At 72.6% G+C, this 24,964-nt stretch carries 23 protein-coding genes and 1 pseudogene; 9 read left to right on the forward strand and 15 right to left on the reverse strand.

Annotated features, from left to right (window positions below):
* Window positions 1-101: 101 nt before the first annotated feature.
* The 3 genes from OCT49_RS02745 to OCT49_RS02755 all read right to left on the reverse strand — a co-directional run bounded on the left by OCT49_RS02745 (window position 102) and on the right by OCT49_RS02755 (window position 3,057).
* Window positions 102-767 (reverse strand): response regulator, encoded by a 666-nt coding sequence (locus OCT49_RS02745; RefSeq protein WP_283850297.1) that lies wholly within the window; start codon window positions 765-767, stop codon window positions 102-104.
* Window positions 764-2,032: a sensor histidine kinase gene (locus OCT49_RS02750; protein WP_283850298.1), complete on the reverse strand. Its 1,269-nt coding sequence runs from the start codon at window positions 2,030-2,032 to the stop codon at window positions 764-766. The genes OCT49_RS02745 and OCT49_RS02750 overlap by 4 nt, the downstream gene beginning before the upstream one ends.
* A gap of 299 nt (window positions 2,033-2,331) precedes the next feature.
* A complete protein-coding gene (locus OCT49_RS02755) occupies window positions 2,332-3,057 on the reverse strand; it encodes a TetR/AcrR family transcriptional regulator (protein ID WP_283850299.1) in 726 nt (241 codons plus the stop codon).
* A 128-nt stretch (window positions 3,058-3,185) separates the two neighbouring features.
* Between OCT49_RS02755 and OCT49_RS02760 the strand changes: the two genes are divergently transcribed.
* Complete coding sequence (locus tag OCT49_RS02760; protein WP_283850300.1) at window positions 3,186-3,680, forward strand: nitroreductase/quinone reductase family protein; 495 nt, start codon at window positions 3,186-3,188, stop codon at window positions 3,678-3,680.
* 234 nt (window positions 3,681-3,914) lie between these two features.
* Here the strand turns inward: OCT49_RS02760 and OCT49_RS02765 are convergent, their stop codons facing one another.
* Window positions 3,915-5,129: a geranylgeranyl reductase family protein gene (locus OCT49_RS02765; RefSeq protein WP_283850301.1), complete on the reverse strand. Its 1,215-nt coding sequence runs from the start codon at window positions 5,127-5,129 to the stop codon at window positions 3,915-3,917.
* A 184-nt stretch (window positions 5,130-5,313) separates the two neighbouring features.
* On the opposite strand from OCT49_RS02765, the gene OCT49_RS02770 reads away from it, so the two are divergent.
* The 4 genes from OCT49_RS02770 to OCT49_RS02785 all read left to right on the forward strand — a co-directional run bounded on the left by OCT49_RS02770 (window position 5,314) and on the right by OCT49_RS02785 (window position 9,955).
* Window positions 5,314-6,678: a dipeptidase gene (locus OCT49_RS02770; RefSeq protein WP_283850302.1), complete on the forward strand. Its 1,365-nt coding sequence runs from the start codon at window positions 5,314-5,316 to the stop codon at window positions 6,676-6,678.
* Window positions 6,679-6,797: 119 nt separating this feature from the next.
* Window positions 6,798-7,931: a DUF1266 domain-containing protein gene (locus tag OCT49_RS02775; protein WP_283855645.1), complete on the forward strand. Its 1,134-nt coding sequence runs from the start codon at window positions 6,798-6,800 to the stop codon at window positions 7,929-7,931.
* Complete coding sequence (locus OCT49_RS02780) at window positions 7,928-9,115, forward strand: DUF1266 domain-containing protein (RefSeq protein ID WP_283850303.1); 1,188 nt, start codon at window positions 7,928-7,930, stop codon at window positions 9,113-9,115. Before OCT49_RS02775 ends, OCT49_RS02780 begins: the two co-directional genes overlap by 4 nt.
* Window positions 9,116-9,244: 129 nt before the next feature.
* A complete protein-coding gene (locus OCT49_RS02785; RefSeq protein ID WP_283850304.1) occupies window positions 9,245-9,955 on the forward strand; it encodes an MBL fold metallo-hydrolase in 711 nt (236 codons plus the stop codon).
* Here OCT49_RS02785 and OCT49_RS02790 read toward each other — a convergent pair.
* Together OCT49_RS02790 and OCT49_RS02800 are read right to left on the reverse strand one after the other, a co-directional pair.
* Complete coding sequence (locus OCT49_RS02790) at window positions 9,914-10,951, reverse strand: NUDIX hydrolase (protein ID WP_283850305.1); 1,038 nt, start codon at window positions 10,949-10,951, stop codon at window positions 9,914-9,916. The two genes, OCT49_RS02785 and OCT49_RS02790, sit on opposite strands and share 42 nt — an antisense overlap.
* Window positions 10,952-11,765: 814 nt before the next feature.
* Window positions 11,766-12,686 (reverse strand): annotated as a pseudogene (locus OCT49_RS02800) (ROK family protein); the annotation flags it as partial.
* A 263-nt stretch (window positions 12,687-12,949) separates the two neighbouring features.
* Here OCT49_RS02800 and OCT49_RS02805 point away from each other — a divergent pair.
* On the forward strand, window positions 12,950-13,978 hold the full coding sequence (locus OCT49_RS02805) for a LacI family DNA-binding transcriptional regulator (RefSeq protein WP_283850306.1): 1,029 nt from the start codon (window positions 12,950-12,952) through the stop codon (window positions 13,976-13,978).
* Between the two features lie 27 nt (window positions 13,979-14,005).
* On the opposite strand, the gene OCT49_RS02810 is transcribed toward OCT49_RS02805, so the two are convergent.
* The 5 genes from OCT49_RS02810 to OCT49_RS02830 all read right to left on the reverse strand — a co-directional run bounded on the left by OCT49_RS02810 (window position 14,006) and on the right by OCT49_RS02830 (window position 18,572).
* Window positions 14,006-15,304, reverse strand: coding sequence for a DUF6986 family protein (locus OCT49_RS02810; protein WP_283850307.1), 1,299 nt, complete (start codon window positions 15,302-15,304; stop codon window positions 14,006-14,008).
* A 165-nt stretch (window positions 15,305-15,469) separates the two neighbouring features.
* On the reverse strand, window positions 15,470-16,432 hold the full coding sequence (locus OCT49_RS02815; RefSeq protein ID WP_283850308.1) for an electron transfer flavoprotein subunit alpha/FixB family protein: 963 nt from the start codon (window positions 16,430-16,432) through the stop codon (window positions 15,470-15,472).
* Between the two features lie 123 nt (window positions 16,433-16,555).
* On the reverse strand, window positions 16,556-17,341 hold the full coding sequence (locus OCT49_RS02820; RefSeq protein WP_283850309.1) for an electron transfer flavoprotein subunit beta/FixA family protein: 786 nt from the start codon (window positions 17,339-17,341) through the stop codon (window positions 16,556-16,558).
* Between the two features lie 201 nt (window positions 17,342-17,542).
* Window positions 17,543-18,049 (reverse strand): flavin reductase family protein, encoded by a 507-nt coding sequence (locus OCT49_RS02825; protein WP_283850310.1) that lies wholly within the window; start codon window positions 18,047-18,049, stop codon window positions 17,543-17,545.
* 196 nt (window positions 18,050-18,245) lie between these two features.
* A complete protein-coding gene (locus OCT49_RS02830) occupies window positions 18,246-18,572 on the reverse strand; it encodes a TlpA family protein disulfide reductase (protein ID WP_283850311.1) in 327 nt (108 codons plus the stop codon).
* Between the two features lie 218 nt (window positions 18,573-18,790).
* Between OCT49_RS02830 and OCT49_RS02835 the strand changes: the two genes are divergently transcribed.
* Complete coding sequence (locus tag OCT49_RS02835) at window positions 18,791-19,513, forward strand: lysophospholipid acyltransferase family protein (RefSeq protein WP_283850312.1); 723 nt, start codon at window positions 18,791-18,793, stop codon at window positions 19,511-19,513.
* A gap of 155 nt (window positions 19,514-19,668) precedes the next feature.
* Here OCT49_RS02835 and OCT49_RS02840 read toward each other — a convergent pair whose 3' ends face one another.
* Genes OCT49_RS02840 through OCT49_RS02850 form a run of 3 tightly spaced genes read right to left on the reverse strand, consistent with a single transcriptional unit; the run spans window position 19,669 to window position 22,918 of the window.
* Window positions 19,669-20,748: a threonine aldolase family protein gene (locus OCT49_RS02840; RefSeq protein WP_283850313.1), complete on the reverse strand. Its 1,080-nt coding sequence runs from the start codon at window positions 20,746-20,748 to the stop codon at window positions 19,669-19,671.
* A complete protein-coding gene (locus OCT49_RS02845) occupies window positions 20,727-21,494 on the reverse strand; it encodes an SDR family NAD(P)-dependent oxidoreductase (RefSeq protein ID WP_283855647.1) in 768 nt (255 codons plus the stop codon). The genes OCT49_RS02840 and OCT49_RS02845 overlap by 22 nt, the downstream gene beginning before the upstream one ends.
* Window positions 21,495-21,520: 26 nt before the next feature.
* On the reverse strand, window positions 21,521-22,918 hold the full coding sequence (locus tag OCT49_RS02850; protein WP_283850314.1) for a DUF6421 family protein: 1,398 nt from the start codon (window positions 22,916-22,918) through the stop codon (window positions 21,521-21,523).
* Between the two features lie 284 nt (window positions 22,919-23,202).
* Between OCT49_RS02850 and OCT49_RS02855 the strand changes: the two genes are divergently transcribed.
* Complete coding sequence (locus tag OCT49_RS02855; RefSeq protein ID WP_283850315.1) at window positions 23,203-23,886, forward strand: glycerophosphodiester phosphodiesterase; 684 nt, start codon at window positions 23,203-23,205, stop codon at window positions 23,884-23,886.
* 12 nt (window positions 23,887-23,898) lie between these two features.
* On the opposite strand, the gene OCT49_RS02860 is transcribed toward OCT49_RS02855, so the two are convergent.
* The gene (locus tag OCT49_RS02860; RefSeq protein WP_283850316.1) at window positions 23,899-24,450 is read right to left on the reverse strand and encodes a GNAT family N-acetyltransferase; all 552 of its coding nucleotides are present in this window, start codon (window positions 24,448-24,450) and stop codon (window positions 23,899-23,901) included.
* Window positions 24,451-24,575: 125 nt separating this feature from the next.
* Here OCT49_RS02860 and OCT49_RS02865 point away from each other — a divergent pair, with 125 nt between their 5' ends.
* Window positions 24,576-24,962, forward strand: coding sequence for a VOC family protein (locus OCT49_RS02865; RefSeq protein ID WP_283850317.1), 387 nt, complete (start codon window positions 24,576-24,578; stop codon window positions 24,960-24,962).
* Window positions 24,963-24,964 lie beyond the last annotated feature (2 nt).

The raw sequence follows: 24,964 nt of genomic DNA on the forward strand, positions 1-24,964 counted from the left end.
CGGTCCTTCCGCGGCCGGGCCTTCCAGCGGCCGGGCCGGTACCGCCCCTTTGCGGCGGCGCCGCCCCGGCGTGGTGCGCCCGGCTCTCCGCCGTACCTCGGTCAGCCGAGCCAGCCCGGGCGCACCAGCCCCGACTCGTAGGCGAGCACGACGAGTTGTGCCCGGTCGCGGGCGCCCAGCTTGACCATGGTGCGGCTGACGTGGGTCTTGGCGGTGAGCGGGCTGACGACCAGCCGCCGGGCGATCTCCTCGTTGGAGAGCCCCATGCCGACCAGCATCATCACCTCCCTCTCCCGTTCGGTGAGTCCGTCCAGGCCCGTCGCCGCCGCGGGCTCCTTGGACCGGGCCGCGAACTCGGCGATCAGGCGGCGGGTGACCCCGGGCGAGAGCAGCGCGTCACCGTCCACCACCGCACGTACCGCGCGCAGCAGTTCGTCCGGCTCGGTGTCCTTGACGAGGAAGCCGGAGGCCCCGGAGCGGATCGCCTCGAAGACGTACTCGTCGAGCTCGAAGGTGGTGAGCATGACCACCTTGACGTCGGCCGACGCGGCGTCCCCGGCGAGGGCGCGGGTCGCGGCGAGGCCGTCGAGACGCGGCATCCGGATGTCCATCAGCACGATGTCGGGGCGCAGTTCGCGCACCAGGCGCACGGCCTCCTCGCCGTCCGCGGCCTCCCCCACCACCTCGATGTCGGGCTGGGCGTCCAGCAGGGCCCGGAAGCCCGCCCGGACCAGCAGCTGGTCGTCGGCGAGCAGTACGCGGATCACGGTGTCTCCTCCTCGTGGGCCGTCGCATCGTACGGCCCGGGCGGGGCGGGCGGGAGCGGGAGCTCGGCCCGGACCCGGAAGCCGCCGTCGGCCCCGGGGCCCGCCTCGATCGTGCCGCCCAGGGCCGCGGCCCGCTCCCGCATCCCGGCCAGGCCGTTGCCGCTGCCGCCCGCGTCCTTGCCGGTGGCGGGTCCGTCGTCGTCGACGCGGAGCCGGATGCGATCGGGCCGGTAGCCGACCCCGACCCGCGCGGTGCGCGAGCCGGAGTGCCGGACCACGTTCGTCAGCGCCTCCTGCACGATCCGGAAGGCGGCGAGGTCCGCGCCCGGTGGTACCGCCGGGCGCACGCCGTCGGTCTCGACGGTGACGGTCAGTCCGGCGCTCGCCGCCTGTTCGACGAGTTCGGGGAGCCGGTCGAGTCCGGGGGCCGGGGCCCGGGGGGCGTCCCCGGGCGTGCGCAAGGTGTCGAGGACCTGACGGACCTCGCCCAGCGCCTCCTTGCTGGCGGCCTTGATGGCGGTCAGGGCGGCCCGGGCCTGTTCGGGATCGGAGTCCAGCAGGGCGAGCCCGACGTTCGACTGGACGTTGATGACGGAGATGCTGTGCGCCAGGACGTCGTGCAGTTCGCGTGCGATCCGCAGCCGTTCCTCGTCCGCCCGCCGCCGCTCCGCGGCCTCCCGTTCCGCCCGCCGGTCCGCCCACTGCTCACGCCGTACGCGTACGAACTCGGCGGCGGCGACGATGGCCAGCACCCAGGCGGCGATGCCCAGTTCCTGCCCCCAGGGCGAGGCGTGGTCACCGGAGGGCGGCAGCCACCGGTAGAGCCAGTGCCCCATCACGACGTGCCCCAGCCACACCATGCCGACAGCCGCCCAGGCAGCCCTCCGGTGCCCGGCGACGACGGCGCCGAAGCAGCCCACGGCGACGGCCAGGAAGACCGGCCCGTACGGATAGCCGGCCGCCAGGTAGACCATCACCGCGGCCGAAGTGCCGAAGACGGCCGCCACGGGGTGGCGGTGGCGCAGCAGGAGCACGGCGACGGCCAGGAGCAGCAGCAGCCGCGCGAAGGGGTCGAGCGGCGCCCGCTCACCCACCTGCCACCGGGCCGCGACGGTCGATCCGACCATGACGAGGACGCCGATCAGGATCGTCGAGGCCCAGGGGAGGCGGGCGGCCGAGTCCCCCCGCTCGCCCGTCAGCCACCGGGGCGGCTCGCCGGGCGGCCGGAAGGGGCCGCCGCGGCTGCGTGAGCGCTGCTCTTCCATGCCGGTCACGCTAGACCGAGGGCCCCGGCGGAGACGTCAGCCGGGCGTGGTGATCGCCCTTACTCCCGTCGGAGTACGGCGTACGGATCCGGTGCGACGCCCGCTCCCTCCGGGGATCGCGCATCTCTGGCAGGTACGTTCCCCACCGCACGCCCCGGCAGGCACCCCGGGCCCGCACACCCCAGGCAGGCACTCCGGGCCGCACGTCCCCGGCAAGGCACCCGAACCGCGCGTCCCCTGCCGGTACGCCCCCGAGCGCCCCTCCGCCTCCTCCTCCGTCCGTGCCGGGTGGTGGCTCCTCAGGGGCGGAAGGAGTCCCGGCCCCGGCGGCTGTCGAGCAGGCCGACCGAGCGGGCCAGTTCGGTGACGGCCTCCCGGAAGAAGACCTCGCGGTCCTCCACGACCCGGTGGAACTGGCCGAAGATCTCGAAGGAGAGCAGGCCGAACAGCTGCGACCAGGCGGCGATCAGCGGGGCTGCGGCCTCCGGGGGGAGTTCGGGGGCGATCTCGGCGACCATCCGCTCGGCCTCCGCGCGCAGGTCCTCGGCGAGCGGCGGCAGGGCGAGGCCGTCCGAACGGTAGGCGTCCGCGACCACCTGGATCAGGACCCGGCCGACGCGCGCCGCGGGACCGATCGTCGTCCGGGGCGCGGTGTAGCCGGGCACGGGCGAGCCGTAGATCAGGGCGTACTCATGGGGGTGGGCCAGGGCCCAGGCGCGTACGGACCGGGCCACGGCGGTCCAGCGCGCGAGGTGCGGGGCACCCTCGGCCACGGCGGCGCGGTGGGCGGCCTCGGCCGTTTCGCCCACGGCGTCGTACGCGTCGACGATCAGGGCCGTCAGCAGTTCGTCACGGCTGGGGAAGTAGCGGTAGAGGGCGGAGGACGCCATGCCCAGCTCCCGCGCGACGGCGCGCAGCGAGAGCTTCACGGCACCCTCGGCCGCGAGCTGCTTCTTCGCCTCGTCCTTGATCGCTGCCGTGATCTCGATACGGGCCCGTTCCCTGACTCCTCGGACTGTGCTCATGCCGGCCAGTCTGCCACGAGAGAAGAGCACCGACCACCAACGAGAGCAGTGCTCTTGCTTTTGAGCAGCACTCTCGTGCACACTGATCTCAAGCGAGAGCACCGCTCTCAAAACGTGAAGGAGCACCCATGTCCAAGGCGCAGCCCCAGACCCAGGCGCAGACCCAGGCCGCGGCCCAGCCGTACTACCTCCAGGCCAACGCCTTCAACGTCCGGATGAACGGCGTCATCGGCTGGCTCGCCCGGCACGGCATCAGCTTCAAGGGTTCGGCCGAACTGTCGGTGCGCGGCCGCAAGAGCGGGCAGATGCAGCGCATCCCCGTGAACCCGCACACCTACGAGGGCGAGCAGTACCTCGTCTCCGCCCGGGGCCACTCCCAGTGGGTGCGCAACATGCGGGTCGCCGGCGGCGGCGAGCTGCGGGTGGGGAGGAAGGTCCGGGTCTTCGACGCCGTGGAGATCGCGGACGACGCGAAGAAGGCGGAGGTCGTCCGGGCGTACCTGGAGCAGTGGGGCTGGCAGGTCAACCAGTACTTCAATGGCGTCACCGCGGAGTCCACGGACGCCGAGATCCTGGCCGCCTGCCCGGACCACCCCGTCTTCCGGTTCACCGTGCGGGGCTGACCATCCAGCCCGCCCCGCGCCCGCCGCGCCGTGGGCCGAACCCCCGCGCACCCGCCGCGCCGTGGGCCGAACCCCCGGCCGCTCATCCCCCGGGTCCGCCCCGCACGTATCGGGCCGGAACCCGAAGCCCCTGGGGTCTTTCGCTTGGATCATGCCGGGCTCGCGTGCCGCCGGCATGATCCAGACGAAAGGCCCCAGGGCCTGTTTCGAGAGTCCCGCCCGGCCGGGAACGCCCTAGCGGTCCATCGCGGACAGGGCCCGCTGCGCCAGTGGATGCGTACGGACCAGCTCACCGAGCGAGGTCGTCCCCCGGGTGATTCCGGCGAACGCGTTCCAGGCCGGGCGGAATCCCGTCAGCACCGCGTGCAGCACTCCCGGGCGGCGCTCGAAGAGCTTCAGCATGCGTCGGCCGACGCCCATCTCGACGCCCAGGCCGGCCTTGATGGCGAAGGCGTAGTTCAGCGCCTGGCGCCTGGCGTCCACCGCGTCGTGCGCCTCCGCGATCCGGACCGCCCACTCGCCGGCGAGCCGACCCGACCGCAGAGCGAAGGAAATCCCCTCGCGGGTCCACGGCTCCAGCAGCCCCGCCGCGTCGCCGCACACCAGCACCCGCCCGCGCGACAGCGGGGAGTCCTCGCTGCGGCAGCGTGTCAGGTGCCCGGAGGAGATCTTCGGCTCGAAGCCGGCCAGACCGAGCCGGGCGATGAAGTCCTCCAGGTACCGCTTGGTCCCCGCGCCGTCGCCCCGGGCCGAGATCACGCCGACGGTCAGGACGTCGCCCTTGGGGAACACCCAGCCGTAACTGCCGGGCATGGGGCCCCAGTCGATCAGCACCCGTCCCGCCCAGTCCTCCGCGACCGTGGGCGGAACCGGGATCTCCGCCTCCAGGCCGAGGTCCACCTGGTCGAGCTTCACCCCGACATGGGCTCCTATCCGCCCCGCGCTGCCGTCGGCGCCGACGACCGCGCGGGCCAGGATCGTCTCGCCGCCGGACAGCACCACGGCGACCGTGCGCCGGTCCGGCACCGAGGCGCCGTGCTGCTCGACCCTCGTCACCGTCGCACCGGTGCGGAGTTCGGCGCCCGCCTTCTGCGCCTCCTCGACCAGGCCCGCGTCGAACTCGGGACGGTTGATGAGCCCGAAGAGCATCCGCTTGGAGCGCCGGGTCCGCGCCAGCCTGCCGTTGAGCGAGAACGTGACCGCGTGGATCCGGTCCCGCAGCGGCAGTTCGAACCCCGGCGGCAGCGAATCGCGCGAAAAGCCGATGATGCCGCCGCCGCAGGTCTTGTAGCGGGGAAGTTCCGCCTTCTCCAGGAGCAGCACCCGCCGGCCGGCCACCGCCGCCGCGTATGCAGCGGAGGCTCCGGCCGGTCCGCCGCCGACTACGACCACGTCCCACACGGCCGGTTCTTCGTGCTCATGTACGGCGTCTGCGTTCTCGCTGCTCACGATGTGCTTCTGCTCCCGATCCCACCAGTGGCCCATGCTGCTCACGGCATCCTACGGCGCGCCGGTCCCGGACCCCGCTGTGGGAGGATCGACCGCATGTCCGTCCTGCATGCGCCGCCGCACACCCGGGTGTGCATGTAGCCGGATTCGTACCTATAACGTCGCACCCACGAGGAGCGTGCCCATGACCGCCCGTCCGATTTCCGAGACCATCGCCTCGCTGATGCCCCGCGCCAAGGCGGAGCTGACGGAGCTGGTGGCCTTCCAGTCGGTGGCGGATCCCGCGCAGTTCCCGAAGAGCGAGTGCGAGGCGGCCGCCGACTGGGTCGCCGACGCTCTGCGCGCCGAGGACTTCCAGGACGTCGCCCTTCTCGACACCCCCGACGGCACGCGGTCGGTCTACGGCTTCCTGCCCGGCCCGGCCGGCGCCCCGACCGTACTGCTCTACGCGCACTACGACGTGCAGCCGCCGCTCGACGAGTCCGCCTGGCTCTCCCCGCCGTTCGAGCTGACGGAGCGCGACGGCCGCTGGTACGGCCGGGGCTCGGCCGACTGCAAGGGCGGCTTCATCATGCACCTGCTCGCCCTGCGCGCCCTCAAGGCGAACGGCGGCGTCCCGGTCTCCGTCAAGGTGATCGCCGAGGGCTCCGAGGAGCAGGGCACCGGCGGCCTGGAGCGGTACGCGGAGGCGCACCCCGAGCTGCTGGCCGCCGACACCATCGTCATCGGCGACACCGGCAACTTCCGGGTCGGCCTGCCGACGGTCACCGCGACGCTGCGCGGCATGACGATGCTGCGGGTCACGCTCGACACCCTCGAAGGAAACCTGCACTCCGGACAGTTCGGCGGTGCCGCCCCGGACGCCCTGGCCGCGATGATCCAGCTGCTGGCCTCGCTGCGCGCCGAGGACGGCACCACGACCGTGGACGGGCTGGCCACGGACACCGAGTGGGAGGGGCTGCAGTACCCCGAGGCCGACTTCCGCCAGGACGCCAAGGTCCTCGACGGCGTCGGGCTGATCGGCACGGGCACGGTCGCCGACCGCATCTGGGCCCGGCCCGCCGTCACCGTCATCGGCATCGACTGCCCGCCGGTCCTGGGTGCGACGCCCTCGGTGCAGGCGAGCGCCCGCGCGCAGATCAGCCTGCGGGTGCCGCCGGGCCAGGACGCCGCCGAGGCGACCGAGCTGCTGACCGCGCACCTCAAGGCCCACACCCCGTGGGGGGCCAGGATCACGGTGGAACAGGTCGGCCAGGGCCAGCCGTTCCGCGCGGACACCTCCAGCCCCGCGTACACGTCCATGGCGCAGGCGATGGAGGTCGCATACCCGGGCGAGAAGATGCAGACGTCCGGCATGGGCGGCTCGATCCCGCTCTGCAACACCCTCGCCGCCCTCTACCCGGAGGCGGAGATCCTGCTGATCGGCCTGAGCGAGCCGGAGGCGCAGATCCACGCGGTGAACGAGAGCGTGTCCCCCCAGGAGCTGGAGCAGCTGTCCCTCGCCGAGGCCCTGTTCCTGCTCAACTACGCGGACTCCAAGAAGTCCTGATCCGCCGTCAGCGCTCACGCCGGGTTCCGGCGAGCCCGGCCCGGACCGACCCGCCACGGGTCGGTCCGGGCCCGGTTCCGTAGGATCGGTCCGTGACCAGGGGGACGGAAACCGGCTGGATGCCACCGACGGAGACCGAACGGCTGCTGCGGGAGTCCGGGGCGAGCGGGGATCCGGGGGTGGTGCTCGACGCCCTCTCCCGCTGTCGGCTCCATGTGATGGTCGCCCGGCTGCACGCCGACGCCCCGGGGTACATCGCCCCGTTCCCCTCGCAGCACGACCCCGTGACCGGCCGGATGTGCGTCCCGGTGCTGACGTCCGGCATGCTGCCGCCCTGGCATCCGGAGTGGGTGTTCCGCCGGACGACGCTGACGGAACTCGCCGCTCGCTGGCCGGACAACAGGTGGCGGCTCGGCGTGAACCTCGCGACGCCGGGCGCGTTCACCCTCGACGCCCGCCCGAAGAACCGCAGGGTGTGGCTGTCCGCCGACGAGCGGTCCGCCGGTCCGCCGACGGGCAGGCTGCTCACGGACGGCGGTGGCCCGCTGCACGGCCCGGTCGCGTACGGCCTGGCCGTCGGCGCCCATCTCGCCGTGCACAACGGCCTCGTCTGGAACCGGCTCGGCGCCGCCTACGCGGACTACGAGTCGGATCGCGCGTGGCTGCGCAACCCGTGGGGGGTCGAGAACCGCGCCGGCCACCGGCAGACCCTCGACGCGCTGATGGCCGCCCGCCTCGTCGGCCGCACCCATGAATCGGTGCTCCGGATCCGGCGCGCGCTGGCCGGTCGGCTGGGGCGGACGCCCTCCCTCCAGGAGTGGTCCGAAGGCGCCACCGGAGCGCTGGGCCGACGCGGCGCGTCGGCCACCGAGCTGACGGAGGCGGACGAGGCGCTCCGGCGCGTGACACGGTACGAAGAGCGGTTCCGCGCCGACGGCGTCCTCGCCCCCGGTGGCAGGATCGACACGCTGTCCGCCTTCGACCACGGCCGCGCCGTCAATGTCGTACGGATGGGGCTGGGGGCGCGCTACTGCGACCCGCAGGAGGCCGAGCGGGCCGTCGTGCGGATCGGTGAGCTGGCGCGAGGGACGTACGGCTCCTGGGAGGAGTTCTCTCTCGGCTACGCCCTGACCCGGATGATCGTGTTCGACGGCGAGGACGGGGTGGAGGAGAAGTACGCGCAGTCGCTCGCCCAGCACCGCGTCCTCACCCAGGACCCCACGAGCCCCTACCGGAACATCCCGTGGTCATGAACCCGCATCCGCATCCGCACTTCCCGGGCGGCCCGGCGCACCCGGTCGCCTGGGCCGCCCCCACCGCGATCGAGCACCTGCTGCACGAGGCCGGGGCGCGCGGCGACGTGGAGGCACAGTTGCGGGTACTGGCCGGTGCAGGCCTCCACATCCTGGCGCCGAAGGCGGAGGTGGACGCGGACCCCGACATGGTGGTCTGGCGCTCCGCCCGCGACGGGGCGGGGCGTTCCTGGCGCCAGGTGCTCACCCACGGCATGCTGCCGCCCTGGCATCCCGAGTGGGTGTTCCACCGGGTCTCCCTCAAGTGGGTCGCCGAGTTCGGCTGGTCCGACCCGCGGGAGTCGCTGGTGGTCAACCCCGGCAGCCCGGTGCAGGTCCTTCTTCCCACCACCGCACAGCATCGTGCGATGTGGCTGCGGTGCTACGCGGAGAATGACCGGCCGTCCGGGGGCCGGCTGATCGCGCTGCGGCACGGCGCGCTGCACGGGCCGCTCGCCCACGGCCTGGCCTGCGGCGCGCATCTGGCGATCGGGAACGGCGTGCCGTGGAACGAGGTCGGTGCGGTGTACCACGGGTACTCCGACGAGCTCGAACTGCTCCGCGAAGCGTGGGGCATCACCGAACGCACCGGCTGGCAGGAGCAGTTGAACTACCTGCTGGACGGCCGGAACAGTCCGCCGGAGCCCGATTTCGCGCTCCGGGTGCGGGAGCGGTTGCGGGCCTCTCTCGGTGGGCCGCCGCCCGTCGACCTGTGGCGCGAGACCGCCGCCGGACATGCCCAGGACCTCGGGCTCGGCCATGACACGGTCCTGCGCGTCGAGGAGCTGGTGCGGCGCATCGTCCGGTACGAGGCGCGGTTCCGCGCCGACGGACTGCTGGCGCCGGACGGGGCGGTCACCACCACGGTCGCCTACGACTACGGACGGGCCGTGAACCTGGCCCGCTGGGGGCTGTCCGCCCGGTTCTGCCACCCCCACGAGGCCGAGCAGGCGATCGTGCACGCGGGAGCGCTGAGCAGGTCGGCCTACACCTCGTGGGAGAGCTTCTCCGCCGCATACACGCTGGGCCGGGTGCTGCGCTTCGACGACGAGCAGTACGGCACGTACTACGAGCAGAACGTCACCGCCCACCATCTCCTGGCCGGGGACGAGGGCAGTCCGTGGCGGAACATCCCCTGGCGCTGACCCCGGTTCGTGTCCCTCCCGCGGGCCCCGGGGGCGGTCGCGCGGGCGCGGCGCCGCTACGCGTTCAGCGAAGCTCGCCCAGAGCGTAGAACGGCGACTCCGGGCGGGCCGTCCGCGTACGTTCGCAGCATGGACATCGTCGAAGTACTCCCCCAGCTGCACATGTTCCGTTTCCGCATCGGCCAGGCGTACCTGTGGCGCGACGGCACCGACCTCACCCTGATCGACGCGGGCGACATCGACGCGGCGGCCGCGATCGAGGACGGGGTGCGCGGCCTGGGCCTGGACCCGGCCCGCATCTCGCGGATCGTGATCACCCACGGGCACTGCGACCACTACGGCGCCGCGCAGGAGCTCGCCGACCGGTACGGTGCCGAGATCCTCGCCCACGGCCTGGACGCGGCGGCGATCCGGGACGAGGAGAAGATCGCCGACCCGGTCCTGCTCGACTGGGAACGCCCTCTGTGGGAGCACGCGCGGACCGTTCCGCCCGCCCCGCCGACCCGGGTGGACCGCGAGCTGGCCGACGGCGACGAGCTCGGCTTCGGCCCGGGGGCCCGGGTGGTCCACGCGCCGGGCCACACGCCGGGCTCCATCGGAATCCATCTGCCGCAGCACGGCGTGCTGTTCACCGGGGACTGCGTGGCCAGGGTCGACCGGGTGATGCTGGGCGTGTTCAACATCGACCGGGAGCAGGCCGTGGCCTCCTTCCGGCGGCTGGCGGCACTGGAGCCGACCACGGTCTGCTTCGGCCACGGCGATCCGCTCACCACCGACGCCGCCGCCGCGATGCTCGCCTCAGCCGACCGGGACTCCGGCCTCCAGGTTGAGCACGATTGACCGCTCACGGGCGCGCAGGGCCCAGCGCAGCCGCTCGTAGCGGGTCGGGGGCAGCAGGGTGGCCGCTTCCTCCTCGGTGACGAACCGCCAGCCACGCAGTTCGGAGCCGGGCAGCAGCAGCCGTCCGGCGTCCGCACCGGTCAGCAGTCCGCCGTCGAAGAGCAGCCGCAGCCCCCCGTAGCCGGGCGGGCGGGGCGCCTCCCAGTCGACGACGAGGAGTTTCGGCACCCGGTCGAGGTGGATGCCTATCTCCTCGGCCACTTCGCGGATGCCGGCCTGGGCGGGCGCCTCCCCGGCCTCGACCACCCCGCCGGGGAACTCCCAGCCGGGCTTGTACGTCGGATCGACGAGCAGCACCCGGTCGTGTTCGTCGAAGAGCAGGACGCCGGCCGCCACGGTCTCCCCGGTCGGCTCGGGCGTCTGCACGATCTCGCACGGGGCCGCCGCCCCGCTGTTGACCGCCTCGGCGATGCGCCCGGCCGTCTCGGACGGGGTGAGCGCGCCGGTGTCGATGGCGTGGGCGTCCCGGGTGAGCCAGTGCAACGCCGCCCGGTAGGGCTCGATGTGCTGGTGGGCCCACTGCCGTACCCGCTCGCTGCGCTCCGGGTCGTCGGGGAATTCCACCCGGTCGGCGATCCGTTTGCGCAGGATCGTTTCCTCGGGCGAGAGCAGGACATGGCGCACGGGGATGCGCCGGGAGGCGAGCCCGCCGAAGATCTCGTCGCGGTACTCCTGGCGCAGCAGCGTCATCGGCACCACCAGAACCCCTGGCACCTCGGCGAGCAGGGCCGCCGCGGTGTCCACCACCAGGCGCCGCCAGATCGGCAGGTCCTGGAAGTCCGTCACCTCGGCGAGTCGCTTCTGGGGCAGCAGATGGCGCAGCCCCGCGCCGATCAGTTCAGGGTCGTAAAAGGTGCTGTTCGGGATCAGATCGATCAGTTCGCGCGCGGCGCTCGTCTTGCCCGCGCCGAACGCACCGTTGATCCAGATGATCACGGTTCCCCCTCTTCCGTAGCCCCATGTGGCTTGCCCGCAACACCCTGCCGCGAAAACCAGGCCGTGGCGATGCTTGTTGCCCGAACGGAACCGACGGCCGCCCGGCGTGCGCGCCCGCGGCACGACTCCGGCCGGCCCCACGGCCGGTACGGGGGCGCGCAAAGGGAGTCGAAGCGGAGACGAGGGCGGGAAACGTCCCCGCCCGACCGGGTGCGGCAGGCCCGTCGCCGGGCGGCGGCGCACCTGCCGACGGATGCCGCGACCCCCACCCCGACACCAACCTTCCACTTTTCCATCACAATTGAATCACCAACGGAACATACGGCTCCTGGGCGTTCGGCGGGGCAGTTACGTTCATCCCTCCATGAGCCGTACCAGGGGGGACATATGTATCGAAGTCAGCAGCCGCCGTGGGGCCGGCCGCACCGGCGCCGTCGGTCACCGAGGCGGTGACCGCGAGCCCGGAGCCGGCGCCGACCGTCACGAAGACCCGGATCGTCCTGGTGACCGTCCCGCCCGCGGCCGAGGACGACGGGACCTCCCGGCGGGTCCGGATCGGGCGGGGGCGGCGGGGACACCACGTACGCCAATTGCAGCGCCGTGCGCGCGGCCGGCGCCGACCCCATCCGCGTGGACCGGCCCGGCTACGGCCGCCATCTCGACCGGGACGGGGACGGGATCGGCTGCGAGTAGCGGCAGCCCGGGGCGGGGTCGCCGGCCGGTGCCCGTCGGGCCCGGCGTCCATCGCCCCCGTCGGGCCCCGGCGTCCGTCAGTCCCGGGGTCCGCGGCGCCGCCCGATCTCGCCCGCGCCGCCGCCGCGGCGGCGGCGGCGGCGCCCACCAGCCCGGCGTCGGTGCCCATCACCGCCGGGGCCACCCTGAGCTGCCGGACGAAGGAGAGCGTGGCGTACTGGCGCAGGGCGCGGCGCAGCGGGCCGAAGAGGATGTCGCCCGCACCGGCCACTCCCCCGCCGATCACCGCGATGTCGATCTCGACGAGCGTGGCGGTGGCCGCGATTCCGGCGGCCAGGGCCTGCGCGGCGCGCTCGAACGACGCGAGGGCGACCGGGTCCCCGGCGCGCGCCGCGGCGGCCACCGCGGCGGCCGAGGCGTCCCCGTCCGGGCCGGGCCGCCAGCCGGCCTCCCTCGCCCGGCGGGCGATGTTCGGGCCGCTGGCGATGCGCTCGACGCAGCCGCGCGAACCGCACGGGCACGGGTCGCCGTCCAGGTCCACGCTGAGGTGGCCGATGTGTCCGGCGTTGCCCGTGGGGCCGGGGTGGAGCCTGCCGCCGAGGACCAGCCCGCCGCCGACCCCCGTGGACACCACCATGCAGAGCGCGTTGTCGTACCCCCGGGCGGCGCCCAGCCAGTGCTCGGCGGCCGTCATCGCGACCCCGTCGCCGACCAGTTCGACGGGCAGTCCGCCGGTCGCCTTACCGACCCGCTCCACCAGCGGGAAGTCGCGCCAGGCCGGGACGTTGACGGGGCTGACCGTGCCGGCCGACGCGTCCACCGGCCCCGCGCTGCCGATCCCGACCGCCCTCGCCCGGTCCCACGACGGGGCGGCGGAGACCTCGGCGAGGACCTCCTCCACGGCCGCCATCACCATCTCGGCGTCCTCCCGGGCGGGGGTCGGCCGCTGGGCCCGCACGAGCAGCCCGCCGTCGCCGTCCACCAGCGCGGCGGCGATCTTGGTACCGCCGATGTCCAGTGCGGCGACGAGGTCGGTATGCATCGGTGAGGCTCCGTGAGTAGGCGGCGGGGGCCTGGGACTTCCCGTCCGGATCATGCCGGGCTCGCGAGGCCTCGCGCACGCGCGCCGGTCCGGTCCGGCCCGGACGAGGGATCCCGGGGTTCAGGGATCAGTCTGCCCGCTCTCCCCGCATCTGACAACGTTGTCCAGGGCCTATGCTCGACCGCACAGTCTCCGGCCGACCCCGTGGCGACGCCCGCGGAACCCCGCCGGACCGCCCGCCCCCGAGGACAGGACAGCGCATCGTGGCCGAGACCGCCCGTCACCCCGAGCCCCGTTACGGCAACCGGCCGACCATGAAGGATGTCGCCGCCCGCGCCGGAGTGGGCCTCAAGACGGTCTCCCGCGTGGTGAACAGCGAGCCGGGCGTCACTCCCGACACCGAGCGCCGGGTCCAGGAGGCCATCGAGGCGCTCGGCTTCCGCCGCAACGACAGCGCGCGGGTCCTGCGCAAGGGCCGCACCGCCTCGATCGGCCTGGTCCTGGAGGACCTCGCCGACCCGTTCTACGGTCCGCTGAGCCGCGCGGTCGAAGAGGTGGCCCGGGCCCACGGCGCCCTGCTCATCAACGGGTCGAGCGCCGAGGACCCGGAGCGCGAGCAGGAGCTCGTGCTCGCGCTGTGCGCCCGCCGGGTGGACGGGCTGATCGTGATCCCGGCCGGTGACGACCACCGTTATCTGGAACCGGAGATCAAGGCGGGCGTCGCCACCGTCTTCGTGGACCGCCCGGCGGGCCGGGTCGCCGCCGACACGGTCCTCTCCGACAGCTTCGGCGGTGCCCGCGAGGGCGTCGCGCATCTGATCGCGCACGGCCACCGGCGGATCGGCTTCATCGGCGACCGGCCGCGCATCCACACGGCCACCGAGCGGTTGCGCGGCTACCACGCGGCGATGGCGGGCGCCGGGACGCGGGTCGAGGACGCCTGGGTCTCCCTCGGTTCCACCGAACCCGGCCGGGTCCGGGCCGCCGTCGAGGGGATGCTCTCCGGCCCCGAGCCCGTCACCGCGATTTTCGCGGGCAACAACCGGGTGACGGTGACGGCGGTGCGCGTCCTCGCGGAGCAGGAGCGCCGCATCGCCCTGGTCGGCTTCGACGACATCGAACTCGCCGATCTGCTCGGCATCACCGTCATCTCCCAGGACGCCGCCGCCGTGGGGCGCACCGCCGCCGAGCACCTCTTCCGCCGTCTGGACGGCGCCGATCACGCCCCGGCCCGGGTGGAGCTGCCCACCACGCTCATCCCGCGCGGTTCGGGCGAGTTGCCGCCCGTCTGAGCCGCAGGGCTCCCCGGCGGCCGGCCGTCAGGGCGCGGTCACCGTGAGCCCGGCCCGCCGCGGCGACGCGAACGCGTCCAGGTCCGCACGGGTCAGCCCGGTCAGGCGGGCCACCTCGGCGGTGTCCAGGGCGCCGCAGTCGATGCCGCGCAGGAGGTAGCCGCTGAGCGCCTTGGCCGTGGCGGGTTCGTCCATGACGTCCCCGCCGGCCTTGGCCACGTACGCGGCGAGACGGGCCGCGGCCTGTTCCAGACCCTCGCGGTAGAAGGTGTACACGGCCGCGTAACGGGTCGGCAGGTGGCCCGGGTGCATGTCCCAGCCCTGGTAGTAGGCGCGGGCCAGGGCCCGGCGGGTGAGGCCGTAGTGGAGCCGCCAGGCCTCGTGCACCCGGTCGGTGGGGCCGACCGGCAGGACGTTGGTGGAGCCGTCGGAGACCCGTACGCCGGTGCCCGCGGCGGCGACCTGCATGACGGCCTTGGCGTGGTCGGCGGCAGGGTGGTCACTGGCCTGGTAGGCGGCGCTGACGCCGACGCAGGCGCTGTAGTCGAAGGTGCCGTAGTGCAGGCCGGTGGCCCGGCCCCGGGCGGCGTCGATCATGCGGGCGACGGCGGCGGTGCCGTCGGCGGCGAGGATGGACTGGCTGGTCTCGATCTGGATCTCAAAGCCGAGCCGCCCGGCGGGCAGGCCGTGGGCCTCCTCGAACGCCTCCAGGAGCCGTACGAAGGCGGTGACCTGCTCCGGGTACGTCACCTTGGGCAGGGTGAGGACCAGCCCGTCGGGGAGGCCGCCCGCCCGCATGAGGCCGGTGAGGAAGATGTCCGTGGTGCGGATGCCCCGGTCGCGCACGGCGGCCTCCATGCACTTCATCCGGATGCCCGTGTACGGGGCCGCCGTGCCGTTCGCGTACGCCTCCGAGACCAGCCGGGCGGCGCGGGCGGCGGCCTCGTCCTCCTCGGCGTCGGGGCGGGGGCCGTAGCCGTCCTCGAAGTCGATGCGCAGGTCCTCGACCGGTTCGCGCTCCAGCTTGGCGCGCACCCGGTCGTGGACGGGTCCGGCGAGTTCGTCCGGGATGCCGAGGACGGCGGCGAACGAGGCGGCGTCGGGGGCGTGTTCGTCGAGGGCCGCCAGCGCCTGGTCGCCCCAGGAGCGGAGGGTGCCCGCGGCGAACACGTCGCCGGGGACGTAGACCGTGTGGACCGGCTGGCGCGTGCCGGGGTCTCCGGGGTAGCGGCGGGCGAGTTCGGCGTCGACCGCGGTGAGGGAAGCGCTGATCTCCTCGCTGACCGCACCGGCGAGGCTCGTCGCCACCTTCTCCTGCTGACCCATTTCCACACCCTCCACAGTCACGTTGTTTCCGCTTACCGGAATCAACAATCCGTATAGTGAAGTTATAAGGCGGCCGTATCCGCGTCAATGGTGACCGGAAACGGCCCGGGGCCGCGCGGTGGGAACACCGCGCGGCCCCGGGCCGTCAGGACTCTCCGCCGGAAGTCAGCCCTTGCGGGTGTTGATTTCCTCGGTGAGCTGGGGGAGGACCTGGAAGAGGTCGCCGACGACGCCGTAGTCGACGAGGTCGAAGATCGGGGCCTCGGCGTCCTTGTTGACCGCGACGATCGTCTTGGACGTCTGCATCCCGGCCCGGTGCTGGATCGCGCCGGAGATGCCCGAGGCGATGTACAGCTGCGGCGACACGCTCTTGCCGGTCTGCCCGACCTGCGCGGAGTGCGGGTACCAGCCCGCGTCCACCGCGGCGCGCGAGGCACCCACCGCCGCCCCCAGCGAGTCGGCCAGCGCCTCGATCACCGCGAAGTTCTCCGCCCCGTTGACCCCGCGCCCGCCCGAGACCACGATCGCCGCCTCGGTCAGCTCCGGACGCCCCGTCGACTCCCGCGCCGTGCGCCCCGTCACCCGCGTGCCCGTCGCCGCCGCCGAGAACTCCACCGCCAGCTCCTCGACCGCACCCGCCGCCGCAGCCGCCTCCACCGCCGCACTGTTCGGCTTCACCGTGATCACCGGCGTCCCCCGCACCACCCGCGAACGCGTCGTGAACGACGCCGCGAACACCGACTGCGTCGCCACCGGGCCCTCCGCACCCGCCTCCAGGTCCACCGCGTCGGTGATCACACCCGACCCCAGCCGCAGCGCCAGCCGCGCCGCGACCTCCTTGCCCTCCGCCGACGACACCACCAAAACCGCCACCGGCGCAACCACCTCGCACGCCGCCTGCAGCGCCTCCACCTTCGGCACCACCAGATACTCACCGAACTCCGCGGCCTGCGACACCAGCACCCGCACCGCACCGTGCCCGGCCAGCACCGCAGCCGTGTCCGCGGCCCCCGCACCCACCGCCACCGCCACCGGATCACCCAGACGCCGCGCCAGCGTCAGCAGCTCCAGCGTGGGCTTGCGGACGGCACCGTCCACGTGATCGACAAAAACCAGAACCTCAACCATGGAACCCCAACCTCCTGCGAATCAAAGACGGAACGACAACACCCACACCGGCCACCGCACCAGCAGCCACCGGCCACACCGGCCCACCACCCCACCAGCGGCGGCGGTCACCGACGACCCCGGTCAGATGAACTTCTGACCCGCCAGGAACCCGGCCAGCTGCCGCCCGCCCTCGCCCTCGTCCTTCACGACCGTGCCCGCCGTGCGCGCCGGACGCTCCGCCACCGACTCCACCACGGTGCACGCACCCTGAAGGCCGACCTCCTCCGCCCCGATCCCCAGATCGGACAGATCCCACGACTGCACCGGCTTCTTCTTCGCCGCCATGATCCCCTTGAACGACGGATACCGCGCCTCACCCGACTGGTCGGTCACCGACACCACCGCCGGCAACGACGCCTCCAACCGCTCCGAGGCCACATCCCCGTCCCGCCGCCCCGACACCACACCGCCCCCGACCGACACCTCCGACAACAGCGTCACCTGCGGCACCCCCAGCCGCTCCGCCAGCAGCGCCGGCACCACCCCCATCGCCCCGTCCGTCGACGCCATCCCCGACACCACCAGGTCGAACCCGGCCTTCTCCACCGCCCGCGCCAGCACCAGCGACGTCCCCATCACATCCGTACCGTGCAGATCCTCGTCCTCGACATGCACCGCCTTGTCCGCACCCATCGACAACGCCTTGCGCAACGCGTCCCGCGCATCCTCCGGACCCACCGTCACCACGGTGACCTCCGCACCCTCCACCCCGTCCGCGATCTGCAACGCCTGCTCCACCGCGTACTCGTCGAGCTCCGACAGCAGACCGTCCACATCCTCACGGTCCACCGTCAGATCATCGGCAAAACGCCGCTCACCCGTGGCATCGGGCACGTACTTCACACAGACAACGATCCTCAAGCTCACGCCGGCTCTCCTACTGCATCGTCTTTTCCGGGCTGCCTTGTTGCACGCAGCATAGGCGCCTGATGGGGCGGCTTCCGGTCGGGGTGACCGGCGCTCCGAACGAAATATTACTAGTCAGTACACCCAGCGGCCCCCTGATGGGCAAGCGCTCGGAGCTGTGATCTGGCCTACGCCCGGAGCCCTTGGGCCGCCCGGCCGTTCTCAGTCCCGCAGGGTGGTGAAACGGCCCTGGTGGTAGAGCAGCGGACGCCCGCCTCCGGCCGGGTCCCCGACCACGGCCTCGGCGATCACGATGTGGTGGTCGCCGGCCGGGATCCGTGCCGCCACGCGGCAGACCAGCCACGCCGACACGCCGTCGAGCACCGGCACGCCCTCGGGCCCGTTGCGCCAGAAGGTGGACGGGCCGAACCGGTCGGCGCCGCTGCGGGCGAAGGTGGCGGCCAGCTCCTGCTGGTGCTCGCCGAGTATGTGAACGCCGACGTGCTCGGCCTCGGCCACGACGGGCCAGCTGGAGGACGAGGTGCCCACGCCGAAGGAGATCAGCGGGGGTTCGGCGGCGACGGAGGTGAGGGAAGTGGCGGTGAAGCCGACCGGCCGGTCGCCCGCCGCGGTGATCACCGCGACTCCGGCGGCGTGCTGCCGGAAGACGGAGCGGAGAAGTTCGGGGGAGGCCGCGCGGGGAGCGCCGAGCCCGGGGGAAGCCGTCATGGAGATGTCCTTCTGCGAGGAGTGCGTACGGGGCCGTGGTTGCTCAGGCACCCGGACAGCGCGCACTCGCGTTGCGGGCGAGGTCCACGTGGACCCGGCCGTAAAGAAGGATTTCAGGCGGCACAGCGTCAGACTGGCGATGCGTGGTGGGTGCAGTCAAGGGTGTTCCGCGATGTGGGAGATGCATCACGGTCCGTCACCACGCCTGCCCCAGGGCGGCGACCACATCGACGGTGCGCGGCTGTCCCGGGGCCCGGCGGACGATCCTGCCGCCGGCGTCGAGGACCAGGACGGTCGGTGTCCGGCTGATCCCCAGCTCCCGCACGAGAGTGAGATGCGCCTCGGCGTCGATCTCGACGTGGGCCACGCCGTCCACCATGCGCGCCACCTCGGCGAGGGTGCGGCGGGTCGCCCGGCAGGGCTGGCAGAACGCGCTGGAGAACTGCACGAGCGTGGCCCGCTCCCCCAGTTCCGCGCCGATTCGGGCCGCGTCGAGCGTGCCCCCGATTTCCTGCCCGTCCACCTTCGACCTCCTGTCGGAACTCCCCGCAGGTGGTCAGCGCCACCGGCCGGCGGGACATTCCCGCCGGTTCCACGTGACGAGAATCTCGCGCCCCGAGCCCTCTGAGACTGGCCACCGCGTCCCACATGGGGCACGATCGGCGCCATGCCGAAAACCTACGGCTGCGTAACTTCCGCCGGGAGAACCCTCCTCAGGCGCTGAAGAAGGGTCTTCTCCAGATGGCAGAACTCGTCTATCGGCCGGTCATCGGCGCCGCCCTCACGTTTTTCAAGGCGCTTGACCTGAAGATCGACACTCAGGGTTCCGAGCACATCCCGAAGACCGGTGGCGCGGTACTGGTGAGCAATCACATCAGCTATCTGGACTTCATCTTCACCGGGCTCGCGGCGCTGCCGCAGAAGCGGCTCGTCCGCTTCATGGCGAAGGAGTCGGTCTTCCGGCACAAGGTCTCCGGGCCGCTGATGCGCGGCATGAAGCACATCCCCGTCGACCGCAAGCAGGGCGAGCACGCCTACGCCCACGCGCTCACCTCGCTGCGTTCCGGCGAGGTGGTCGGGGTGTTCCCCGAGGCCACGATCTCGGAGTCGTTCACGCTGAAGGGCTTCAAGTCGGGCGCCGCCCGGCTGGCCCAGGAGGCCGGCGTGCCGCTGATCCCGATGGCGCTGTGGGGGACGCAGCGGCTGTGGACCAAGGGCCGTCCGCGCAACTTCAAGCGCAACCACTTCCCGGTGACGATCCGGGTCGGCGAGCCCGTGGAGGCGCCTGCCGACCAGTACGCGGGCGCGATCACCCGGCGGCTGCGCGAGCGGGTCCAGGAGCTCCTGGAGGCGGCCCAGCGCGCCCATCCGGTGCGCCCGAAGGACGCGAGCGACACCTGGTGGGTGCCGGCGCACCTCGGCGGCACCGCGCCGTCCCCCGCCGAGCTGCGCGAGAAGAGCTGACGCGGCCGGTTCCGACGCCGAAACGTCACTCCGGGGAGCAGTGGGCACCGGCCCGCCGCTCCCCGGAGCCCGTTCGGACGGGTCCGGTCCCCGGGCATGCGGACGGCCGGGAAGTCGGTGACTTCCCGGCCCTGCGCATGCCGGTCCGGCGGGGGCTACCTCGCCAGTTCTTCCTTCAACGCGAGGAGGAACGCGTCGACGTCCTCCTCCGTGGTGTCGAAGGAGCACATCCATCGCACGTCGCCGGCGGCCTCGTCCCAGAAGTAGAAGCGGAAGCGCTTCTGCAGCCGCTCGCTCACCGCATGCGGCAGCCGGGCGAAGACCGCGTTGGCCTGGACGGGGTGGAGGATCTCGACGCCGCCCACCGCGCGCACCCCCTCCGCGAGCCGCTGGGCCATGGCGTTGGCGTGCCGGGCGTTGCGCAGCCAGAGGTCCCCGGCGAGCAGTGCCTCCAGTTGCACGGAGACGAAGCGCATCTTCGACGCGAGCTGCATCGAGAGCTTGCGCAGGTGCTTCATCGCGCGGACGGCGTCCGGGTTCAGGACGACCACGGCCTCGCCGAAGATCGCCCCGTTCTTCGTGCCCCCGAAGGACAGGACATCGACGCCGACGGTGTTGGTGAACGTGCGCATCGGCACGTCCAGGGACGCCGCGGCGTTGGCTATCCGGGCCCCGTCCAGGTGGACCTTCATGCCGTGTCCGTGGGCGTGGTCGCAGATGGCGCGGATCTCGTCGGGGGTGTAGACCGTGCCCAGTTCGGTGTTCTGGGCGATCGACACGACCTGCGGCATGGCCCGGTGCTCGTCGTCCCAGCCGTACGCCTGCCGGTCGATGAGCTCGGGCGTGAGCTTGCCGTCCGGGGTGGGCACGGTGAGCAGCTTGAGGCCGCCCACCCGTTCCGGGGCGCCGCCCTCGTCCACGTGGATGTGGGCGGACTCGGCGCAGATCACCGCGCCCCAGCGGTCGGTCATCGCCTGGAGGGCGACGACGTTGGCGCCGGTTCCGTTGAAGACCGGGAAGGCTTCGGCGGTGGGGCCGAAGTGGCTGTGCATGACGCGCTGGAGGTGGTCGGTGTAGACGTCCTCGCCGTAGGCGATCTGGTGACCGCCGTTGGCGAGGGCGATGGCCGCGAGGATCTCCTGGTGCGTGCCCGCGTAGTTGTCACTGGCGAAGCCGCGTACCTGCGGGTCGTGGTGACGTCGCGCGTCGGTCCTTACGGTTGTGGGGTCAGCCACAGGCGCTTTCCGTTCACTTCCGGGGCGGGCCGGTCCCAGACGCCGGCGATGGCATCGGCCAGGTCCTTGACGTCGGTGAAACCCGCGAATTTCGCATTCGGGCGCTCGGCGCGCATGGCGTCGTGCACCAGTGCCTTGATGACCAGGATCGCAGCCGCCGTCCTGGGCCCCTCCTCGCCCCCCGCCTTGCGGAACGCGTCCGCGAGGGCGAGGGTCCATGCCTCGGCGGCCGCCTTCGACGCGGCGTAGGCGGCGTTCCCGGCGGTGGGCTTGCTCGCCCCGGCCGCGCTGATCAGCACGTAGCGGCCCCGGTCGCTGCGCTGCAGCCCCTCCTGGAAGGCCAGCGAGGTGTGCTGGACCGTGCGGATCAGCAGCTTCTCCAGCAGGTTCCAGTCGGCGAGGTCGGTCTCGGCGAAGGTCTTGCTGCCGCGCCAGCCGCCGACGAGGTGGACCAGTCCGTCGATCCGGCCGAATTCCTTCTCGGTCTTGTCCGCCCATTCCCGGGTGGCCCCGAGGTCGAGCAGGTCGACGGTGTCGCCGGTGACGGTGGCGCCGCCGTGGGCGTAGCGTGCCGCGTCGACCGCCTCGGCCAGGCGGGTGGCGTCCGCGTCGGAGGCGACGACGGTCGCACCGGCCTCGGCGAGCCGCAGCAGGGTGGCCCGGCCGGCCGGGCCCGCGGCCCCGGCGACCGCGATCACGGCACCTTCGAGAGCACCGCTCCCGTTGCCCTTGCCGTTTGCGTTCATGGCCACCGCCTCCTCGGATCCGGCGCTCACGCGGCTGCCTTCTCGGCGTCCGCAGCGGTGATCCCCTTGGTGGAGGCGATCACGTTCTTCAGCTTCTTGGCGAGCGCCTCATAGAACATGCTCAGGGGAAACTCGTCGGGAAGCACGTCGTCGACGAGCTTACGCGGCGGCTGCGACAGGTCCAGCGCCTCGGGGCCCTTGGCCCAGCGGGAGCCGGGGTGCGGGGCGAGGTAGGCGGAGACCAGGTCGTACGCGGCGAACCAGTGGACGAGCTTGGGGCGGTCGATGCCGTCGCGGTAGAGCTTCTCGATCTCGCCGCAGAGCTGGTTGGTGACCTGCGGGGCGCGGTCCCAGTCGATCCGCAGCTTGTTGTCGGTCCAGCGGATCACGTCGTGCTTGTGGAGGTACGCGAAGAGCAGCTGGCCGCCGAGGCCGTCGTAGTTGCGGACGCGCTCGCCGGTGACGGGGAAGCGGAACATCCGGTCGAACAGCACGGCGTACTGCACGTCGCGGCCCTGGGCGAAGCCGTCGGCCTCCAGCTTCACGGCCTCCTTGAAGGCGGTGAGGTCGCAGCGCAGCTCCTCGAGGCCGTACATCCAGAACGGCTGGCGCTGCTTGATCATGAAGGGGTCGAACGGCAGGTCGCCGTGGCTGTGCGTCCGGTCGTGGACCATGTCCCAGAGCACGAAGGCCTGCTCGCAGCGCTGCTGGTCGCCGACCATCTCCTGGATGTCCTCGGGCAGTTCGACGCCGAGCAGCTCGACCGACGCCTCGGTGACCCGGCGGAAGCGGGCGGCCTCGCGGTCGCAGAAGATGCCGCCCCAACTGAAGCGCTCGGGGGCCTCGCGCACGGCGATGGTCTCCGGGAAGAGCACGGCGGAGTTGGTGTCGTAACCCGAGGTGAAGTCCTCGAAGGTGATGCCGCAGAACAGCGGGTTGTCGTAGCGGGTGGCCTCGAGCTCGGCCAGCCACTCGGGCCAGACCATCCGCAGCACGACCGCTTCGAGGTTGCGGTCCGGGTTGCCGTTCTGCGTGTACATCGCGAAGACGACCAGGTGCTGGAGGCCGTCGGCGCGGTCCGCGGCCGGCTGGAAGGCGAGCAGCGAGTCGAGGAAGTCCGGCACGCCGAAACCGTCGGTGGCCCAGCGGCGCAGGTCCGTCACGAGGGCGCGGTGGTAGGCGGCGTCGTGCGGCAGCAGCGGGGACAGCTCCTCGACCGCGGAGATCACCCGGTCCAGGGTTGCCCGGGCGGCCTCCGGGGTGGGCGCGCCCTCGGCCTCGAAGTCGATGGAACCGTCCTTCGACTGCCAGGGGCGGATCTCCTCCACGGCGCTCTTGAGCGTCGGCCAGGCAGGGTGGTCGATCACCCGCTGATCCGTAGCCATGTCACCCGTGGGGGCGTCCTGCACAAGAATTTCCGTCATAACACTTCCTCCACAGGAGAACCTCGCGTCAAGCAACCGTATACATGTGCGGTTGCTCCGGACAAGTGGTCCCTCAGTAAATTATCCTGCCTCACCCCCATGGTCACCGCGATTTTTCCTGTGTGAAACCGCGTCAGCGGTGGCTTCCGTCGGCCAGGCCCCTCCCCCCGGCACCGGGCCGGCAGGCCGCCCGTACCGGGTTCCCGCCCACTGCACCGTGATGCCCCGGCGTCCCGCGGGTAGGAGTCGCACACGCAGGAGGCCGTCGACGGAAGCGGGTTGCCTTGTCTTTTCTCACCATCGGTCACCGCGGGGTGATGGGCGTCGAGCCGGAGAACACGCTCCGCTCGTTCGTCCGCGCGGAGCGGGCCGGGATGGACGCCATCGAGCTGGACCTCCATCTGAGCAAGGACGGCGCGCTGGCCGTCATGCACGACGCCGAGGTCGACCGCACGACCGACGGCACCGGGCCGATCGCCCTGAAGACCCTGGCCGAGCTGCGTGCGCTCGATGCCGGGCTGGGCGAGCGCGTACCGGTCTTCGAGGAGGTGCTCGACGCCGTGCGGTCCCCCCTGCAGGCGGAGATCAAGGACGCGGACGCGGCCCGGGTCCTGGCCGGCGTGATGCTGCGGCGCGGGCTCGTCGACCGGGTCGAGGTGTCCTCGTTCCACGACGGGGCGGTCGCCGAGATCGCCCGGCTGGTGCCGGGCGTGCGGACCGTGCTCATCGCGAGCCGCTGGGGCGGCGACGTGGTGGAGCGGGCGAAGGCGGTGGGGGCGGCGACCCTGGCCCTGAACATCCGCCGCCTCACCCTGGAGGTGGTCGAGCGGGCGCACGCCGAGGGGCTGAAGGTCATCGGCTGGGTGGTGAACACCCAGGACCACCTGCGGCTGGCCCGCGCCCTGCGGCTGGACGGCGCGACCACCGACCACCCGGAGATCCGCCGCGCCGGCCGCTTCACCGCATGAGGACGGGGCCGGTCAGACCAGGTCCTTGACCAGCAGTTCGAACGCGAGGTCGTCGCGCTGCGGAATGCCGAAGCGCTCGTCGCCGTACGGGAAGGGGGTGAGCTTTCCCGTACGGCGGTATCCGCGCCGCTCGTACCAGGCGATCAGCTCGTCGCGCACCGAGATCACGGTCATGTGCATCTCGGCCGCTCCCCAGCTCTCCCGGACCACGCGCTCGGCCTCGGCGATGACCACCTTGCCGAGCCCCTCCCCCTGCAGCTCGGGGCGGACCGCGAACATCCCGAAGTAGGCGGCCTCGCCCCGGTGTTCGAGCTGGCAGCAGGCGACGAGGACGCCGTCGCGCTCCACCACGAGCAGTCGGCTGCCGGGGGCCTCGACGACCTGGCGGACCCCGTCCGGGTCCGTCCGCTGCCCCTGGAGGATGTCCGCCTCGGTGGTCCATCCGGCCCGGCTGGATTCCCCGCGGTACGCCGATTCGATCAGCGTCACGAGCGCGGGCACATCCGCCTCGTCCGCGTCGCGGAAGGTCAGTTGTCCCAGGTCCTGGGCAGGGGCTATGTCCATGGCGATGGCTCTCCGAATTCTCTGCTGTGGCCGTGCCGGAGCAGGGTAACCCCCGTGCCGCGGACCGACGGGCGGTGTCCACCGCGGGACGGGCGGGAGCGTGCGGACGGTTCTAGGGTCGGGGCATGGTCCATGTGCTGAGCAGTCGGATTCTGCTGCGTCCGGTCGATCCCGAGCGGTCCCGGGGCTTCTACGGGGAGGCCCTCGGGCTGCCCGTCTACCGGGAGTTCGGCACGGGCCCCGAACGGGGCACGGTCTACTTCCTCGGCGGCGGCTTCCTGGAGGTCTCCGGGCGCGCCGCCGAACCCCCGGTGCCCGGTCTCGAACTGTGGCTGCAGGTCGCGGACGTGCAGGCGGCCCACGAGGAGCTGTCGGCCCGCGGTGTCGAGGTGCTGCGGCCGCCGGTGCGCGAGCCGTGGGGGCTGGTGGAGATGTGGATCCGTGACCCGGACGGGCACCGGATCGTCGTGGTGGAGGTACCGGCGGACCATCCGCTGCGTCACCGGCCCTGAGC

This window comes from Streptomyces sp. ML-6 (genome assembly GCF_030116705.1).
Lineage (GTDB): Bacteria > Actinomycetota > Actinomycetes > Streptomycetales > Streptomycetaceae > Streptomyces.